The following is a 15725-nucleotide window of genomic DNA, read 5'->3' on the forward strand; positions in this document are numbered from 1 at the left end:
TGCGTCGGTAGCCCCGGCCGCCGCGACGAGATCCCCCGACCCCTCATCCCCCCATCCCGACGTTCGAGAACCGGGAGGCCTCCGTGCAGGCTTTTAAATCGATTCACATCCCCCTGCGGCAGGCCCTGCGCGCCGCCGCGGCCGGTGCGTGCGCGGCGGCGCTCGCCTTCACCGGCGCCGGCGCTGTCCACGCCGACCCCTCGGCAGGCGGTCACGGCGGGCACGGCGGCCAGGGCTCCGGCGGCGTGCAGCTGGAGGACCTGGACCGCGGGCTGGTCGCCGTCTCCACCGGCGACGGCGTCTTCCTGAGCTGGCGGCTGCTGGGCCACGAGACCAAGGCCGCCACCCCCCACGGCCTGAAGGCGCCGGCCTTCCGCGTCTACCGCGACGGTCGCCGCGTCGCCACCGTCACCGACGGCACGAGCTACCTCGACACCGAGGGCTCGCCCGACGCGGAGTACCGCGTGGCCGCCGGCCGCGGGGGAGGAGGCGGCTCCTCGGCCGCGGTCTGGCCCGAGGGGCACTACGACCTGCCGTTGCGCAAGCCCGAGGGCGGCACCACCCCGACCGGCGAGGCCTACACCTACACCGCCAACGACATGAGCGTCGGCGACGTCACCGGCGACGGCCGCTACGAGTACGTCGTCCAGTGGGACCCGTCCAACTCCAAGGACGTCTCCCAGGTCGGCTACACCGGCAAGACCTACATCGACACCTACGCCCACGACGGCACCCTCCTGCACCGCATCGACCTGGGCGTCAATATCCGCTCCGGCGCCCACTACACCCAGTTCCTGGTCTACGACCTCGACGGCGACGGCCGTTCGGAGCTGATGTTCAAGACGGCCCCGGGCACCAGGACCGTCAGCTACGGCCCCGACGGCGAGGCGGTCTCCGAGCAGTACATCACCATCCCGCAGGAGGACGTCGAGGCGGGGCGCTCCCACAGCGACGACTACCGGATGAGCGCCGAGGACTACTACGACCACCTGGTCGGGATGTTCCAGGACTGGCACGAGCACCCCGAGGTCGAGGCGGGCAACTGGCCGGCCACCCTGGAGGAGGCCTTCGGGATCGAGCCCGCCTACGACTACCCGCTCTCCCGCGCCGACGCCGAGGAGCTGGCCGACTACTTCGTGGACACCTACGCACCCGGCCGCAGCGAGCGCAACTCGCTGCGCGAATTCGAGGGCTTCGTGCTCACCGGGCCGGAGTACCTGACGGTCTTCGACGGCGAGAGCGGATCCGAGCTGGACACCGTCGCCTATGAGCCTCCCAGGGGCGACGACGGCCTCATGTGGGGCGACTACGCGATGTCGCGCATCGAGCCGGGCAACCGCGTGGACCGGTTCCTCTCCGGGGTGGCCTACTTGGACGGCAGCACGCCCTCGGCGGTCTTCGCCCGCGGCTACTACACCCGCGCCACCCTGGCGGCCTACCGCTTCGACGGCGACGAACTGCGCAAGCAGTGGCTGGTCGACAGCGGCCACGCGCCGATGTCCAACCCGTTCGACGACTCCCCGCACGGAGTCGAGGGCACCGACCCCGAGTTCGGCACCCTGACCACTCAGGGCAACCACCAGATGAGCTCGGCCGACGTCGACGGCGACGGCAGGCAGGAGATCGTCTACGGCGCGGCCACCATCGACGACGACGGTTCGCTGCTGTACTCCTCCTACGCCCTCGGCCATCCCGACAGCGCCGTTCCGGGCGAGCGGGTGAAGCTGGGCCACGGCGACGCCCTGCACGTCGGCGACTTCGACCCCGGGCGCGACGGCCTGGAGATCTGGGGCGTGCACGAGGGCGCGACCTCTGCTCCCTACGGCTTCGCGATGCGCGACGCCGCCACCGGCGAGGTCCTCTTCGGCGAGTACACCGGAGCCGACACCGGCCGCGGCATGGTCGGCGACATCGACCCCCGGACGCCGGGTCTGGAGGCCTGGTCGTCGATGCCTCCCGATCAGGAGGTCGACGCCGGACTGTGGAGCGCCGAGGGCGAGTTCCTCGGCCGCGACGGCGTGCCCGGCACCAATATGAGCATCCGCTGGGCAGCGGACGGCACCACCCAGATCGTCAACGGCACGCGGAACCCCACCGTCGACGACTACAGCGACGGGACCCTGCTCACCGCCGAGGGCACCCGCACCAACAACGGCACCAAGGGCAACCCTTCGCTGGTCGCCGACGTCTTCGGCGACTGGCGCGAGGAGCTGTTGCTGCGGACCGAGGACTCCGAGGCGATCCGCATCCACACCCCGACCGAGCAGAGCGACCGCACGCTCTACACCCTCATGCACGACCCGCAGTACCGAGTGGGCATCGCCGGCCAGCAGACCGCCTACAACCAGCCGGCCTACCCCGGCTTCTACCTGGCGGCCGACACCGACTGGTCGCGGGTGCCCCTCCCGCGGGCGCACTACCCCGGCCGCGGCTAGGGACGCACCCCGGACCGGCCCAGAACCGGCCCAGCAGCGGTGCCCGTGTCCGCCTCAGCCCCGGACACGGGCACCGCGACCGGCACCGCGAGCCCGACCGGCACCGCGCCCGGGAGCGCGTTGATCTTGTACCTACGGTAAGTGAAAGCGATTTCCCGTCACCGTAGGTACAAGATCAACGGATTACCCGGCGGTCTCGTGAAGAGGGCTTCTCAGCGGGGGAAGACGGTCCCGTCGAACAGTTTGCGGGCGGTGCGGATGACGGCCGACCGGCCCACCTCGGGTGCCGGGCCGGAGCCGTCGACCTCCACGTCGACGGCGAGCGTGCCGGAGGGGTGCTCGATCTCCACCGGCGCGCCCGGAGCGGGTGCGGCGAACAGTTCGGCGCCCACCGCGCCGTCGAGCATCAGCGCGGTCACCGCGGTCACGCCGCCCAGCACCCCGATCGAGGGGTGAGGGCGCACCGGGATGAACGTGCGGGTGCAGATCGCGCCGCCCTCGCGGGGTGCCGCCACCAGGGTGGTCTTGGGCACCGAGCTGTCCGTGACGTCGCCCAGGCCCATCAGTTCGCCGGCCCGCGTGCGCAGCGCGTCGACGCGTTCGGCCAGGGCGGTGTCGGCGGCCAGGTCGGCGACGGGTTCGTAGCCGGTGACTCCCAGATCGGCCGCTCGCACGACCACGACCGGCATTCCGTTGTCGATGCAGGTGACGGGGGTTCCGTCGATCTCGTCGCGCAGCCGTCCGGTGGGCAGCAGACTGCCGCACACCGACCCCTCGGTGTCCGCGAAGTCCAGGGAGACCGGCGCCGCGGCGCCCGGCACACCGGAGACGGCCGTCGTGCCGGAATAGTCGACGCGGCCGCCGGGGGTGGCGAAGGTCGAGACGGCGGCGCCGCCGGTGTTGACCATGTGGACGCGTACCGAGGTGCGCTGGGGTCCGGCCGGCACCAGGCCGCGCTCGACGGCGAACTGGCCGACCCCGGCGAGGAGGTTCCCGCAGGTTTGCCGGTCGGAGACGGTCGGCTCGTCCACACCGAGCTGCAGGAACAGGTAGTCGATGTCGTGGTCGGCTCCGGCCGCGGCCGGAGCGACGATCGCGACCTTGCTGGTGACCGACTGGGCGCCGCCGATCCCGTCGATCTGGCGGGGGTCGGGCGTGCCCATGATCCGCAGGAGCAGGTCGTCGCGCCGCCGGGGATCTTCCGGCAGGTCTTCGGCGAGGAAGTAGGCGCCCTTGGAGGTGCCGCCGCGCATCAGCATGCAGCGGGTTCCGTCGTCGGCGGCCGCGGCTGTGCTCACGATCGGCCCGCCTCGCCGCGAGCGGGTGGGGAAGGCGTGTGCGCCTGCGGCATCGGCTCCTCCTCGCGCGTCCGTGTGACGGATACAGCATGCCCAGAGTCCACAACATTGTCAACAATTTCGTTGACGGAAATGGTGTGATGGTCGGATGGCCCCGGCCGCGGGGGAGGGGTGCGCGCTCGACGGGCCGCTCCGGGCGCGGCGCACCGGATGCGCGTCCTGCAGACCGCGGCCGGGGCCAGGCCGCGGCAGATCAGGTTTCGGCGGAGTCGGTGCGGTCGGCACCGGGCGGCGGGGCGGTGCTGGAGCGTTCGACCAGCCACGTGGGCACCAGCGTGGTACCGGGCTCGGTGGACTCGCTGCGCAGCTGGCGCAGCACACCCTGCACCAGCATGCGGCCGACCTCGGCGAAGTCCTGGTGGACCGTGGTGAGCGGCGGCATGAAGGAGCCGGCCTCGGCGATGTCGTCGAAGCCGACGACGCTCACCTCCTCCGGTACCGCCCGGCCCATCTCGTGCAGGGCACGCAGCAGGCCCAGCGCCATCTGGTCGTTGGCGGCGAAGACCGCGGTGCAGCCGGACTCCTCGGCCAGCCGCAGCCCGGCACGGTAGCCCGAATCGGCCGACCAGTCGCCCCGCAGCATCTCCGGCACCGGCCGCCCCGCGTCCTCCAGCGCGGCCCGCCAGGTGTCGGCGCGGCGCTGGGCGGCGAAGGACTCTTCGGGTCCGGCCAGGTGCCAGACCGTGCGGTGGCCCAGCTCCAGCAGGTGGTTCACGGCGGCGTACGAGCCGCCGGCCTGGTCGGTGTCGACGACGCTGTAGCGGTCGCCGGCGTTGGAGTCGGCCACCGCCACCTGCACCCCCGGCGGCAGCTCCACCGTCGCGGCGTCGAGCAGGTGCACCTCCATGATCACGATGAAGGCGTCGACCGCCAGCTCGCCCAGCCGCGTGAAGGCGCCGCGCACTTCGTCGTGGGTGGGCGCGGCCACCGGCAGCAGGGTGGTGGCGTAGCCCTCGTGGGCGGCCGAGGAGGCGATGGCCTCCAGGGTGCGCACGTTGCCGGTGGTCGACAGCGTGAACAGCACGACGCCGATCGTGCGGAACTCGCCGCGCTTGAGGGCGCGGGCCGCGCTGTTGGGACGGTAGCCCAGTTCGCGCATCGCGGCCAGCACCTGCTGGCGAGTGGCCGCCACGACCCCGGGGTGGCCGTTGGAGACCCGCGAGACGGTCTGCGAGGAGACCCCCGCAAGCCGCGCGACATCGGCCATGGAGACGCGCTTCGCGCGCCGCCGCGACCGCTCTGCGGCCGCTCCTTCGTCCATCTGCGGTTCCTCGATCCCTTGACCAGCTGCCATGAGGGAGTGTAAACATCTCGCAATGCGATGTTTACGTAAACATACCGCGTTTCGTCCCCTGTCCGCAGCGTGGGTGTTCGCGTAGGCATCCCCGTCGCTGACCGCGAGCGAGGATGATCGATATGACCACGCCGGCCGCGCCCGCCACGGTGGCCGCCGCAGCCTCCCCCTGGCGGCTCAGATCGGGGCGCTCCTGGATGGGATGGGCCTTCATCGGCCCGTTCATGGCCGTGTTCGCCCTGGTCTTCCTGGCGCCCATCGCCTACTCCCTCTACCTCAGCCTGTTCCAGGACCGGCTGATCGGCGGCAACACCTTCGTCGGGATGGACAACTACGCCCAGGCACTGACCGACACCCAGTTCTGGTCGGCGCTGTCGCGGGTCTCGCTGTTCCTGGCGATCCAGGTGCCGATCATGCTGTCCATCGCGCTGCTGGTCGCGCTGGCCATCGACAGCGGGCGCCTCTACGGCCGCGACTTCTTCCGCATCTCGATCTTCCTGCCTTATGCGGTTCCCGCCGTGGTGGCCACCCTGATGTGGGGGTTCATCTACGGCAACCGGTTCGGCCTGGTGGGCAACATCAACGACGGGCTGGGTCCCACGGTGCCCGACCTGCTCTCGCCCGACCTGGTGCTCGCCTCCATCGGCAACATCGTCACCTGGGAGTTCGTCGGCTACAACATGCTGATCTTCTACTCGGCGCTGCGCGTGGTGCCGCACTCGCTCTACGAGGCGGCCCAGATCGACGGTGCCGGGCAGTTCCGCATCATCACCGCCATCAAACTGCCCGCGATCCGCGGCGCCCTCGTCATCGCGACGATCTTCTCCATCATCGGCAGCTTCCAGCTGTTCAACGAGCCCAGCATCCTGCAGAAGCTGGCGCCCAACGCGATCACCACCGACTTCACGCCCAACCTCTACACCTACTCCCTGGCGTTCTCCGGCCAGCAGCACAACTACGCCGCCACCGTCGCCATCATCATGGGCCTGATCACGATGGTCATCGCCTACGCCGTCCAGCTGCGCGGCATGCGAAAGGACGTGTGAGCGATGAGCACCTCCGCCCCCGCCTCCTCCCGCCCCGGCGCATCCGGCGCGCGCTCCGCGGCGGTACGGCTGCGCACCCGGGGCCGCCCCCAGCAGCGCGGCGCGCAAAGCGGCATCACCCCTCGCCGCAGCGTCCTGCTCACGCTGCTGACCGGTCTCGTGCTGATCTACTCGCTGGTCCCGCTGCTCTGGCTGGCGATCAACGCCACGAAGACCCAGCAGGACCTGTTCAACTCCTTCGGGCTGTGGTTCAGCGGCGACTTCGCCCTGTTCGCCAACATCGCCGAAACCCTGACCTACGACGGCGGCATCTTCGGCCGCTGGCTTCTCAACACGGTGCTCTACGTCGTGCTCGGCGCCGGCGGGGCCACCCTGCTGGCCGTGCTGGGCGGCTACGCGCTGGCCAAGTTCGACTTCCCCGGCAGGCGCGCGATCTTCGCGATCGTCATCGGCGCGGTGGCCGTGCCCGGCACCGCGCTGGCCGTACCCACCTTCCTGATGTTCAGCGAGATGGGCCTGACCAACACCCCCTGGGCGGTGATCATCCCGTCGCTGATCTCGCCCTTCGGTCTCTACCTGATGTGGGTCTTCGCCGCTCAGGCGATCCCCGACGACCTGCTGGAGGCCGCGCGCATCGACGGCTCGGGCGAGCTGCGCACGTTCGTGCGGATCGCCATGCCGCTGCTGGGACCGGGAACGGTCACCGTAGCCCTGTTCACCATGGTCGCGACCTGGAACAACTACTTCCTGCCGCTGATCATGCTGAAGAACCCCGACTGGTATCCGCTGACGCTGGGCCTCAACGCGTGGAACGAACAGGCGGCCACCGCCGGTGGCGAGGCCGTCTTCGACCTCGTCATCACCGGATCCCTGCTCAGCATCGTCCCGCTGATCATCGCGTTCCTGCTGCTGCAGCGCTTCTGGCAGTCGGGCATGGCCGCCGGCAGCGTCAAGGGCTGATCGGGCGCCCCGCGCCCGGTGCCCCCGCCTTCCCCATCGCCGTACCCACCACCCCCCGAAAGAAGTGAGAGACCATGACCTCAACTGTGCGCCCCCCGCTGCGCGGACTCGGCACGGCCGCGGCCCTGCTGCTCGCCCTCACGGCCTGCGGCTCCGGCGGCGGCTCCTCGTCCGGCGACGTCGAGTCCGCCCTGGAGGAGGGCGGCAAGATCACCGTGTGGGCCTGGGAGCCCACGCTCGAACCGGTCGTCGAGGAGTTCGAGAAGAAGCACCCCAACGTCGAGGTCGATCTGGTCAACGCCGGAACCGGCCCCGACCAGTACTCGGCCCTGCAGAACGCCATCAAGGCCGGTTCGGGCATCCCCGACCTCGCCCAGCTCGAATACTTCGCGCTCAGCCAGTTCGCCGTGGCCGAGTCGGTGGCCGACCTTTCCTCCCTGGGTGCCGACGACCTCGACGGCACGTTCTCGACCGGCCCGTGGGGCTCGGTGAACATCGAAGGCGGCGTCTACGGGCTGCCGATGGACTCCGGCCCGATGGCGCTGTTCTACAACGCCGACCTCTTCGACGAGCACGGCATCGAGGTGCCCGAAACCTGGGACGCCTACGTCGAGGCGGCCGAAAAGCTGCAGAAGGCCGACTCCGAGGCCTACATCACCGCCGACACCGGCGAGGCCGGCCTGGCCACCAGCCTCATCTGGCAGGCCGGCGGCGAGCCCTACCGCGTCGACGGCACCGACGTGACCGTCGACTTCACCGACGAGGGCTCCACTCGCTACGCCGAGACCTGGCAGCGGCTCCTTGAGGACGACCTGCTCGCTCCGACCAACTCCTGGACCGACGAGTGGTTCCAGGGCATGTCCGACGGCAGCATCGCCACCGTGATCGCCGGCGCCTGGATGCCCGCCAACCTCGAGTCCAGCGTGGCCGACGGCGCGGGTTCCTGGCGCGTCGCCCCGCTGCCCCAGTGGGAGCAGGGAGCCGCCGCCAGCGCCGAGAACGGCGGCAGCTCGCTGGCCGTCCCCGAGGCCGGGGAGAACAAGGAACTCGCCTACGCCTTCGCCGAGTACGCGGCCGTCGGCGACGGGGTCGACACCCGCCTCGACAACGGCGCCTTCCCCGCCACCACCCGGCACCTGGAGTCCGAGGAGTTCCTCTCCCGCGAGTTCGACTACTTCGGCGGCCAGCAGGCCAACAAGGTCTTCGCCGACTCCGCTTCCAACGTCGTGGAGGGCTGGTCCTACCTGCCCTACCAGGTCTACGCCAACTCGGTGTTCAACGACACCGCAGGCAAGGCCTACGTCTCCGACACCACCCTGGCCGAAGGGCTGGCGGCTTGGCAGAAGGAGACGGTCCAGTACGGCAACCAGCAGGGCTTCACCGTCAACCAGTGACCCGGCCCGCCCGCTTCGCATGAAAGGAAACCGCAGAGAACGATGGCTGCTGCCCGACCCCACCGCTGGCTGCGCTGGCCCGAGAGCACCGCACCCCGCGGCTCCGGCCCCAGGCTGGCCTACGGCGCCGACTACAACCCCGAGCAGTGGCCGCGCGAGGTCTGGGACGAAGACGTCCGGCTGATGCGCGAAGCGGGCGTCAACATCGTCTCGCTGGGCATCTTCTCCTGGGCCCGCCTCCAGCCCGGACCCGACGAGTGGGACTTCGCGTGGCTCGACGAGGCCATGGACCTGCTGCACGCCAACGGCATCGCCGTGGACCTGGCCACGGCGACGGCCTCGCCGCCGCCGTGGCTGACCACGCTCCACCCGGAGATCCTGCCGGTCACCGCCACCGGCGAGACCGTCTGGCCCGGAGCCCGCCAGCACTGGCGACCCACCTCGCCGGTGTTCCGCTCCTACGCGCTGCGGCTGGCCGACGCCATGGCCCGCCGCTACGCCGACCACCCGGCGCTGGCGGCCTGGCACGTCTCCAACGAGCTGGGCTGCCACAACATCTACGACTACTCCGACGACGCCGCCGCGGCCTTCCGCACGTGGCTGCGCGACCGCTACGGCACCGTCGAGCAGCTCAACGCGGCCTGGGGCACCGCGTTCTGGTCCCAGCACTACACCGCCTTCGACCAGGTGCTGCCGCCGCGGCTGGCCGCCTCCCACCCCAACCCCACCCAGCAGCTCGACTTCAAGCGCTTCTCCTCCGACGTGCTCAAGGGCTACCTGCGCGCCGAACGGGAGGTGCTGGAGGCCGCAGCACCCGGCATCCCCGTCACCAGCAACTTCATGGTGATGGGGGAGAGCCGGGGGATGAACTACGCCGACTGGGCGGGCGAGGTCGACTTCGTCTCCAACGACCACTACATGCGCCCCGGCGCCCAAGCGCTGGACGAACTGTCGTTCTCGGCCAACCTCACCGGCAACATCGCCGGCGGGCGCCCGTGGTTCCTGATGGAGCACTCCACCAGCGCCGTCAACTGGCAGCCGGTCAACCGCGCCAAGGCGCCGGGCGAGACGGCGCGCGACTCGCTTCTGCACGTGGCCCACGGCGCCGACGCGGTCTGCTTCTTCCAGTGGCGCCAGTCGGCCGCGGGCGCGGAGAAGTACCACTCGGCGATGGTGCCCCACGCCGGCCCCGACAGCGCGGTCTTCCGCTCTGTGGCCGAACTGGGCGCGCGCCTGGAACGGCTGGCGCCGCTGACGGGATCGCACCGCAAGCGCGCGCCGGTGGCGATCGTCTTCGACTGGGAGTCCTGGTGGGCCTGCGAACAGGATTCCCATCCCTCCTCGCTGCTGCGCTACCGCCAGGAGGCGCTGGACTGGTATTCGGCGCTGCTTTCGCGCGGCGTGCGCGCCGACGTGGTGCCGCTGGGCACCCCGCTGGAGGACTACAGGATGGCGATCGCGCCGGTCCTGCACATGGTGACCGAGGAGCGGGCCAAGGAGCTGGTGCGCTACGCCGAAGGCGGCGGGCACCTGGTCGCGACCTACTTCTCCGGGGTGGTCGACGAGAACGACCACGCGTGGCTGGGGGGCTACCCCGGACCGCTGCGCGAGCTGATGGGCATCCGCATCGAGGAGTTCGCGCCGCTGCAGGCCGACGAGCAGGTACGGCTCGACGACGGCGGCGTCGGGACGCTGTGGAGCGACGACATCACCGTCACCGACCCCCGGGTCGAGGTTCTGGCCTCCTACGCCGAAGGGCCGCGCGCCGGGCAGGCGGCGATCACGCGCCGGCAGGCGGGGATGGGGTCTGCGGCCTACGTGTCGACGCGGCTCGGCGCCCAAGGGCTGGCGGGGGTGCTGTCCCGCCTGCTGGCGTCGGCCGGCGTCTCCGGAGAGCTGCCTCCGGGGCTGCGCGGCCGCGTGGAGCTGGCGGTGCGCGTCGGCGGCGGCGCGGAGTACTGGTTCGTCGTCAACCGCACCGCCGAACCGGTGGACATCGCCGGGCTGGGCGGTGAGCTGCTCGACCCCGCCGGCGCAGCGGGCGGAGGCACCCGCGTCCTGCCCCCGCGCGGGGTCGCGGTTCTGCGCCACCCGGCGGGCTGATCGGATGAGCGGGCCGGTCGGCTGATCGGACGGATCAGCCGACCGGCCGGACCGAGCCGGCCCCGGTCCGCTGTGCGGCCGGGGCCGGAGCAGTCATGCGGGCGGGCCGGAAGGCCCGAACCGGTGCGCCGGCGCCGAGGCCCGCGCGCACCGCCGCCTGCGGCGGCTCCGCGCCGCCGCAGGCGGCGGTGCGCGGCGGGTCCACGGCTCGGCCGGCTCAGTGCTCGTGGTCGTGGCCCTCGTGGCCCTCGGGCACCTCCTCCTCGGGCGACTCGGCGTCCGGGCTCCCCGAAGGCTGCCCGCCCGAAGGCGTGGCGGCCGAGTCGGCCCCGCCGTCGCCGTTTCCATGGTGGCCTTCGTCGGAGTGTCCGGAGTCGCCGTGGCCGCCCGATTCGGCGTGGCCGTGGTTGTCGGCCTCAGCGACCGCGACCGCGGTGGCGAACGTGGCGCCCAGCACCGCCACCGCCGCGACTCCCATGGCCACGGCGCCCGGCTCCGGCTCGGTCGTGCGCCACACCAGCGCGGCCGACACGGCCGCGAGGAGTACGACCTCCAGGCCGGCGGCGACGAGGCCCGTGGTGCCCACCGCTTCGGGGACACCGGCGTGGGGGCCGAAGGGCATGCCCACCACGCGGCTGAGGCCCCACAGCGCGAGGGTGGCGACGTTGGCCGCCGCTCCGGCGCCGAGCAGCAGCGGTCCGCTCCAGCGCAGCACGGCGACGCCCCACAACGCTTGGAGCACTCCCAGCAGCGCGAAGAAGACGCCCGAGGCCGGCCACTCCTCGGCGTGGACGGGGGCCATGACGACGTGGATCTGGGCGGCGGCGAGCGAGGCCGCCGCGGCGATGTAGCGGGCGGTGTGACTGGCGAGCGGTTTCCGGGCGCGGCGGGCTCGGGTCATGATGAACTCCCGGTCGTGTTCGGGGTATTGGACGGGTGGATCCGTCGCGGCGGGCCGCCGCGACGGTGATGCCGTGCCGCCGTGGCGCCGGTCCGCAGGGGACGGGCGCGGGCGGCGCAGGGCATCTAGACCCGCAGTACCGAGAGTTCGGCCAGGCGCAGCCGGGTGCATCGCAGGCGCCTGCGCCGCCGTCGGCGTCCGTGTACCGCGATCGCTCGCGGCGGGGACGGCGCAAGGGCGCGGGGGCCTGCGGAGAGGAAGGCGGGCCAGCACACCAGCCAGAGCACGCCCGCCGTCGGGACCACGCTCATGCAGTCGGCGTGGGAGTGCGGCTCGGCATCGGCGAGCCGGACCGCGGCGCAGTCCTGCTCTTCGCCGTCCGAGTGGTCGGCGTGGCCGTGGGACGCGTGCTCGGCGGGGGCGCGGTGTCCCTCGTGCTCGGAGTGCTCGGAGTGCTCGGACGCGACGGTGAGCGAGTGGACTCCGTGGGAGCCGCCTCCGCCGTCGGCGTGGGCGGCCGCAGCGTGCTTCAGCGCGTGATCGGGGTGCCCGTGGGTGAGCGCCCCGCCTACCCCGTGGACGGCCACGACGGGAAAGAGCACCAGCAGCAGCACGAGAAGCGGCCACGACGACGCGGCCGCCTTGCGGGCGGGGGAGCTGAGCGGCATCTTTCCTCGGTGCCTGGGGAGGCTGAGCAGGGCCCTCATCGCGCCGGTGCCGTGCACGGGGACCGGCCTGAGACACTACCCGCTCGGCCCGCCGATGCCTAGATCAGGACATGTCCGCGCAAAACCGGCGGGACTCGCTCCTTCGGCGGAACGGGGCGAGGCGGGCGCGCGGAGGTCGACGCGTGCGGCCTCAGCCGCTCGGCGGTGTGTCGGCGAGGCGGTCGAGGAACTCGCCGAGGAGGGCCCGCTCGCCCGGGGTGAACACGCCGTCCGTGCCGCCCAGTACCGCTTTCAGCCCGGCCGCGCGCTGGGCGCGGTCGCGTGCGCCGGAACTCTCGGCGCCGGTGATGGAGCCGACGGTCGCCTCGCGCAGCCGCCGGGACAGGTCGGGGTTGCGCTTCTCGGCGGGAGTGCCGATGAGGGTGAGGGCGGCCCCGACGCCCGCGGCGTGGACGACCTCCAGGCCCGTCTCGACGCTGACCGCGAGCCTGCCGGCCTCGGCGATGCGCCCGATGAGCATGCGCAGCCGCTGCGCCGCCCGTTCCGCGGCGGCCGACTGCCGTCCGGGCACCGGCTGCCCGTACATCAGGAGGTAGTGGGCCGGATACTCGAGCGCGAACTCGATGTGCAGGTCCCAACCGGTGCGCAGGTCTTCCACCGGATCGTCGGTGAGCGCCTGGTCGTGCTTGCGCACCAGGTAGGCGTCGAACCCGTCGGCGGCCACGGCGTCCAGCAGCCCGCCCATGTCGGTGAACAGCCGGTAGATGGTCGGCGGCTGCACCCCGGCCGCGGCGCTGACGGCACGCGTGGTCACCGCGTCGCGCCCCTGCGACTGCAGGAGCTCCGCCGCCGCTTCCACGATCCGCCGCCGTGTCTCGTCCCGCTCGCTCACGAATCAATGATATCACTCGATTGATATCTTTGATCGGGGTGCCTATGTCGTCGCAGCCGAGGGCGCGTCGCTCTGTCGGCGGCCGGTGGACGTTCCAGAACACCGCCGGCCTGCCGCCCGGCCGCAGGGCCTCGGCGGCCTTGCTCGCGCCCGCGACGGGGTCCACCCAGTGCCAGGTCTGCCCGGAGACCACGGTCGAAGGACCGGTCCCCGGGGGCCCAGGACTCGAATCGCGCGACCTCGACCCGGACGCCGTGGCGGCGCGCCCAAGCGGCCATGCGTTCGTCGGCCTCGACTCCGAGCACCCGGCACCCGGCCGCCTGGAACCGGCGCGCGACGATTCCGGTGCCGCAGTCGACGTCGACGACCTCGGTGCCCGGGGCGGCGCCGGCGATAGCCTCGACCACGGCCTCGGGATAGCGAGGTCGGGCGCGATCGTAGCGTCGGGGTCGGTGCCGAACGACTCCGCGATCTCGCGGACCTGCTGGGGCCGGCTTTCGGGCGGCTGCGCACCCTCCGGCGATAGGGTGGGCATGTGCCCACTCGGCAACGGCGGGACGACGACAGGGGAGGGACGGACGATGCCGACCGGGACGGCGATCCGCCACGTGCGCGAGCAGCTGTTCCGCGCCGCGGAGCGGATCCTGCTGCGGGAAGGGCCCAACGCGCTGACCAGCCGTGCCGTGACCGACGAGGCGGGCTGCGCCAAAGGTGTCGTGCACCGGCACTTCGTCGACTTCGACTCCTTCCTCGCCGAACTCGTGCGGGACCGCATCACCCGGCTCGGCGACCGGTCCGCGGCCCTGCGCGCCGCCGCCGGGACCGGAACCGTCGCCGACAACCTCACCGGCGCTCTCACGGCCCTGTTCGATCCCGTCGCCGTGGCGATCGTCGGCCTGGTCACCTCCCGGGACGGCCTGCGCGCCCGGCTCCGGCACACCACGCCCACCGGGGTCCCGCTGCTGACCGAGGCCGCGGCGATGCTTTCCGGCTACCTGGCCGCCGAGCGGGAACTGGGGCGGCTTGCGGCCGACGCCGACACCGACACCCTGGCAGCGACGCTGGTCGGAGCCGCGCACCTGCTCTTCGCCGACAGGGAGGGCGCCCCGCCGGACACCGCGGTCGTACACAGGACCGCGGACGCGGTCGTCTCCGGGGCGCTTCCCCGCGCGACGCCGGACGAGTGAGGGCCGGGGCGCGGGCGAAGAGCGAGAGCTGCACGGATCCGCATTCCGCGCCCGCATCGGCGCCCATCGGGCCGCATTCCTGCACGCCTACGCCGCCGGGTGAGGGAGCGGGATGCGCCCCCGCCCGCCCCCGAGGGGCCTCAGCGCGCATGCACATCGCCAGGGTGCTCGCGGGCAGCGGTGCGCTCGGTCCGTAGGATGACCGGATCTACGGTGCCGTAGCCGCCCAGGAGGAACCGATGGCCGCCATACCACCGCGCCGGAACCGCACGTGAGCGCAGCGCCCGGCTCCGCCCCGCGGGACGGCTGGCTGTGGTGGCTTCTGGTCACCGTGGTCGCCACCCAGACCACGCTCAATCTCTCCCGGCCCCTCATCTCCTACCACTCCGTCGCGCTGGGCGCCGACGCCCTGCACATCGGGCTGATCACGGCGGCCTTCGCGCTGCTGCCGCTGCTCGTGGCCGTCCCGTTGGGCCGGCTGAGCGACCGGCTGCGGCGCACGGCCTGGATCGTGGCCGCGGGCATCGTGCTGATGGCGCTGGCTCCGCTGCTGCTGGCCGCATCGCAACGGCTGACCACCGTCGCCGCGGGCAGCGCGGTCCTGGGGCTGGGCCACCTCACCTTCATGGTCGCCGCACAGCGCATGGTCGCCCAGCGCTCGGCCGAGAAGGCGCTGGACCGCAACTTCGGCCTGCTCACCGCCTCGGCCGCACTCGGTCAGCTCGTGGGGCCGCTGCTGTCCAGCCTCCTGCTCGCCGACGCCTCCTCCGGCCAGGGCCTGGGCGCGCAGACGCAGCAGGCGCTGCTCGTGGCGGGGCTGACCGCGGCGCTGGGCCTGCCGGCCGTCCTGGGCGTATGGTCGGCGACCCAGCCCAGATCCGAGCGCGGGGGCGCTGCGGCCCTGCCGGTCTCGGACCTGCTGCGCCGACCGGGAGTGCCCACGGGGCTGTTCACGAGTCTCGCACTGCTGGCGGCGGTGGACCTGTTGACCGCCTACCTGCCGCTCATCGCCGACCAGCGCGGCATCAGCCCCGCCGTCGTGGGCGCCCTGCTGGCCGCCCGGGCCGCGGCGTCGATCCTCTCGCGCCTGCTCGTCGACCGCCTCGTGCAGCGCTGGCAGCGCCACGTCCTCATCATGGGCAGCACCCTGGGGTCTGCCGCCGGGCTCAGCGCCGTGGCCCTGCCGATGTCGGGAACGGCCGCCATGGCCACCGCACTGGTCCTGGGCGGATTCCTGCTGGGGCTCGGCCAGCCGCTGACCATGACCATGGTCGTGCGGGCCGTGCCGCCCGACACGCGCGGAACCGCCCTGTCCCTGCGGCTGTGGGGCAACCGCCTCGGCCAGGTCGCGATCCCCGGCGCCGCGGCCCTCGTCGCCGGCAGCGCGGGCGCGGCCGGGGCGCTCTGGTTCGTCAGCGCCGTCCTCCTCGCGGCGACGGGAGCCGTCCGGGCCTCCGCCGCCCGGCACCGGTGATCGGTGCGGTCCC

13 protein-coding genes are annotated in these 15725 nt (G+C 72.4%); 7 read left to right on the top strand and 6 right to left on the bottom strand.

Annotated elements, in window-relative coordinates; translation table 11 throughout:
* Positions 1-101 precede the first annotated feature (101 nt).
* Positions 102-2435: a rhamnogalacturonan lyase gene (locus LP52_RS06320; protein ID WP_084722978.1), complete on the top strand. Its 2334-nt coding sequence runs from the start codon at positions 102-104 to the stop codon at positions 2433-2435.
* Between the two features lie 212 nt (positions 2436-2647).
* Here LP52_RS06320 and LP52_RS06325 read toward each other — a convergent pair whose 3' ends face one another.
* Together LP52_RS06325 and LP52_RS06330 are read right to left on the bottom strand one after the other, a co-directional pair.
* A complete protein-coding gene (locus LP52_RS06325; RefSeq protein WP_238580760.1) occupies positions 2648-3733 on the bottom strand; it encodes a 4-oxalomesaconate tautomerase in 1086 nt (361 codons plus the stop codon).
* A 253-nt stretch (positions 3734-3986) separates the two neighbouring features.
* Positions 3987-5087: a LacI family DNA-binding transcriptional regulator gene (locus tag LP52_RS06330; protein WP_040271588.1), complete on the bottom strand. Its 1101-nt coding sequence runs from the start codon at positions 5085-5087 to the stop codon at positions 3987-3989.
* Positions 5088-5209: 122 nt separating this feature from the next.
* On the opposite strand from LP52_RS06330, the gene LP52_RS06335 reads away from it, so the two are divergent.
* From LP52_RS06335 to LP52_RS06350, 4 genes are all read left to right on the top strand, one after another.
* The gene (locus tag LP52_RS06335) at positions 5210-6133 is read left to right on the top strand and encodes a carbohydrate ABC transporter permease (RefSeq protein WP_040271589.1); all 924 of its coding nucleotides are present in this window, start codon (positions 5210-5212) and stop codon (positions 6131-6133) included.
* 3 nt (positions 6134-6136) lie between these two features.
* On the top strand, positions 6137-7093 hold the full coding sequence (locus LP52_RS06340; RefSeq protein ID WP_040271591.1) for a carbohydrate ABC transporter permease: 957 nt from the start codon (positions 6137-6139) through the stop codon (positions 7091-7093).
* 74 nt (positions 7094-7167) lie between these two features.
* Positions 7168-8487 carry an ABC transporter substrate-binding protein gene (locus LP52_RS06345; RefSeq protein WP_040271592.1) on the top strand — a complete coding sequence of 440 codons (1320 nt, stop codon included), beginning with the start codon at positions 7168-7170 and terminating at the stop codon, positions 8485-8487.
* A gap of 42 nt (positions 8488-8529) precedes the next feature.
* On the top strand, positions 8530-10590 hold the full coding sequence (locus LP52_RS06350; protein WP_040271593.1) for a beta-galactosidase: 2061 nt from the start codon (positions 8530-8532) through the stop codon (positions 10588-10590).
* Positions 10591-10807: 217 nt separating this feature from the next.
* On the opposite strand, the gene LP52_RS06355 is transcribed toward LP52_RS06350, so the two are convergent.
* From LP52_RS06355 to LP52_RS26245, 4 genes are all read right to left on the bottom strand, one after another.
* Positions 10808-11491, bottom strand: a complete 684-nt coding sequence (locus LP52_RS06355) for a hypothetical protein (protein WP_040271595.1) — start codon at positions 11489-11491, stop codon at positions 10808-10810.
* A 125-nt stretch (positions 11492-11616) separates the two neighbouring features.
* Positions 11617-12159, bottom strand: coding sequence for a hypothetical protein (locus LP52_RS25660; RefSeq protein WP_052809513.1), 543 nt, complete (start codon positions 12157-12159; stop codon positions 11617-11619).
* Between the two features lie 190 nt (positions 12160-12349).
* The gene (locus tag LP52_RS06365) at positions 12350-13051 is read right to left on the bottom strand and encodes a TetR/AcrR family transcriptional regulator (protein WP_040271596.1); all 702 of its coding nucleotides are present in this window, start codon (positions 13049-13051) and stop codon (positions 12350-12352) included.
* Positions 13048-13659: a class I SAM-dependent methyltransferase gene (locus tag LP52_RS26245; protein WP_338011617.1), complete on the bottom strand. Its 612-nt coding sequence runs from the start codon at positions 13657-13659 to the stop codon at positions 13048-13050. The genes LP52_RS06365 and LP52_RS26245 overlap by 4 nt, the downstream gene beginning before the upstream one ends.
* Between LP52_RS26245 and LP52_RS06370 the strand changes: the two genes are divergently transcribed.
* The gene (locus LP52_RS06370) at positions 13633-14238 is read left to right on the top strand and encodes a TetR/AcrR family transcriptional regulator (RefSeq protein WP_040271598.1); all 606 of its coding nucleotides are present in this window, start codon (positions 13633-13635) and stop codon (positions 14236-14238) included. The two genes, LP52_RS26245 and LP52_RS06370, sit on opposite strands and share 27 nt — an antisense overlap.
* 271 nt (positions 14239-14509) lie before the next feature.
* Positions 14510-15712 carry an MFS transporter gene (locus tag LP52_RS06375; protein WP_084722959.1) on the top strand — a complete coding sequence of 401 codons (1203 nt, stop codon included), beginning with the start codon at positions 14510-14512 and terminating at the stop codon, positions 15710-15712.
* Positions 15713-15725 lie beyond the last annotated feature (13 nt).

The sequence above is a fragment of the Streptomonospora alba genome (assembly GCF_000826685.1).
In the GTDB taxonomy this organism is placed as follows: domain Bacteria; phylum Actinomycetota; class Actinomycetes; order Streptosporangiales; family Streptosporangiaceae; genus Streptomonospora; species Streptomonospora alba.

Bases quoted from the DNA above. Each gene is read 5' to 3' on its own strand.
- LP52_RS06330 (WP_040271588.1), bottom strand. From the start codon at position 5,087: ATGGCAGCTGGTCAAGGGATCGAGGAACCGCAGATGGACGAAGGAGCG.
- LP52_RS06335 (WP_040271589.1), top strand. From the start codon at position 5,210: ATGACCACGCCGGCCGCGCCCGCCACGGTGGCCGCCGCAGCCTCCCCC.
- LP52_RS06340 (WP_040271591.1), top strand. From the start codon at position 6,137: ATGAGCACCTCCGCCCCCGCCTCCTCCCGCCCCGGCGCATCCGGCGCG.
- LP52_RS06345 (WP_040271592.1), top strand. From the start codon at position 7,168: ATGACCTCAACTGTGCGCCCCCCGCTGCGCGGACTCGGCACGGCCGCG.
- LP52_RS06350 (WP_040271593.1), top strand. From the start codon at position 8,530: ATGGCTGCTGCCCGACCCCACCGCTGGCTGCGCTGGCCCGAGAGCACC.
- LP52_RS06355 (WP_040271595.1), bottom strand. From the start codon at position 11,491: ATGACCCGAGCCCGCCGCGCCCGGAAACCGCTCGCCAGTCACACCGCC.
- LP52_RS25660 (WP_052809513.1), bottom strand. From the start codon at position 12,159: ATGCCGCTCAGCTCCCCCGCCCGCAAGGCGGCCGCGTCGTCGTGGCCG.
- LP52_RS06370 (WP_040271598.1), top strand. From the start codon at position 13,633: ATGCCGACCGGGACGGCGATCCGCCACGTGCGCGAGCAGCTGTTCCGC.